Genomic DNA, 1,323 nt, shown 5'->3' with positions numbered 1-1,323 from the left:
TTCGCCTTCCGGTTCGGCGTCGTCTGGAGCCAGAGCGGAGGCAGCTCGATCGTCGCCGGAGTGCTCGTCCTCGTCCAGCTCCTTGTCCACCCGCGGCCGGATGGAGTCAGTCGGGCGGGGACCCGTCCCCTCCCCTTCCGGGGGCTCCCCTCCCTGAAGAGGGGTCTCTACCACGGGCTTACCAGGACGTACCTGGCTATTTCGTCCCGCGCGTGGAGTCCCGGAATGGGTGTCCAGGTCCGCGTCCTGGTGGTGGTAGAGGTCGCCCCACCAGTCGGAGCCGGGTACGGGAGCCTGTGTCGGGGAGCTCGGCGCAGGACTGGGGTGACGCACCCGCCACCAGTCCGTGCTCGGCTCCGCTTGTGCGCTCCGGTGCTTATCGGCCCGTGCCTCGCCGCTCGATGCGCGAGGGTCGGACTCAGGCGAAGCGGCGCTGCTGCTGCCGGAGTTGCTGCCGCCCCGAGCGGTGTGATCGGTCTCAGTCACAGGTCCACCCGCTCATTTGCCTGCGACTGCTCGCGGGCGGATCCTCCCGGGTGCACACCCATCGCGAGCAGCTGCTCACGGATGCGGCGCTCGGCCGGGTCGTATTCGCTCAAGTCCGGGACAGGACGCAGCGGTCGGGCAGCCCGCACGAAGCCGTGGGGCAGGTCCCCGTCGAGGGCGCTCCGGAACGTCGTGCCGGGCTGCGCAGCCGTGCCCGGCGAGGAGGTGTGGATGGGCATGGTGGTGCTCCCTTCTTCTCTTCGTGGATGGGATGGCAGAGCTCGCGGCTGTGCCGGGCCCGTCGGCTGGGACCGATGGCTCGTCGAGGCGGCCCGGGGGCCGCAGTCGGCGCTGCGGATGAGCCAGCGCCGTCGTGCGAAGCCCGGCCGGCGTGGAGCCGGGCTCGTGAGAGGCTGGCGAGCTTCGCACGATGACTACGCTGTGTGATGGATGGTTGGGCTGGTGAGCATCTGGTCGAGCCTCAACGCCTCGGCTCGGTCCCGGAACTCAGCGTCGCGACGGAGTCGCTGCGAGGCCTCGCGGAATCGGTCGCCGCCCCAGGTCTCGGCTTGGCCGTAGAGGTCGCCGAAGTCCTTGGCGGTGGGCCGCTTGTCCGCGAGGATGAGGCTCGCGGCGTGCAGTTCGGCGACCTCGCGCCGAGCCTTCTGAGCCTCGCGGCTCGGCGTGCCCCCGCTCTGCGACGACGGTCGCGAGCCTCGCGAGGTCGCCGTGGGAAGAGGATCGGCGGGGGAGTCGCGCGTTTCGCGAGGCTGCTCCTGACCGGTTCGCGAGGCGATCCGCGCAGCCTCGCGCCGCTCCGCCTCATCGGTCGTGACC

At 71.1% G+C, this 1,323-nt stretch carries 2 protein-coding genes; both read right to left on the bottom strand.

Annotated elements, in window-relative coordinates; genetic code table 11:
- Positions 1–482: 482 nt before the first annotated feature.
- Positions 483–725, bottom strand: a complete 243-nt coding sequence (locus ACWFR4_RS47225) for a hypothetical protein (RefSeq protein WP_453657964.1) — start codon at positions 723–725, stop codon at positions 483–485.
- Positions 726–920: 195 nt separating this feature from the next.
- The coding region (locus ACWFR4_RS47220; RefSeq protein WP_453657962.1) for a hypothetical protein at positions 921–1,323 on the bottom strand (403 nt) is incomplete at its 5' end.

The sequence above is a fragment of the Streptomyces sp. NPDC055140 genome (assembly GCF_053607285.1).
Note: the sequence above shows the minus strand (reverse complement) of the source record. Positions and strands in the feature narration are given on the sequence as shown.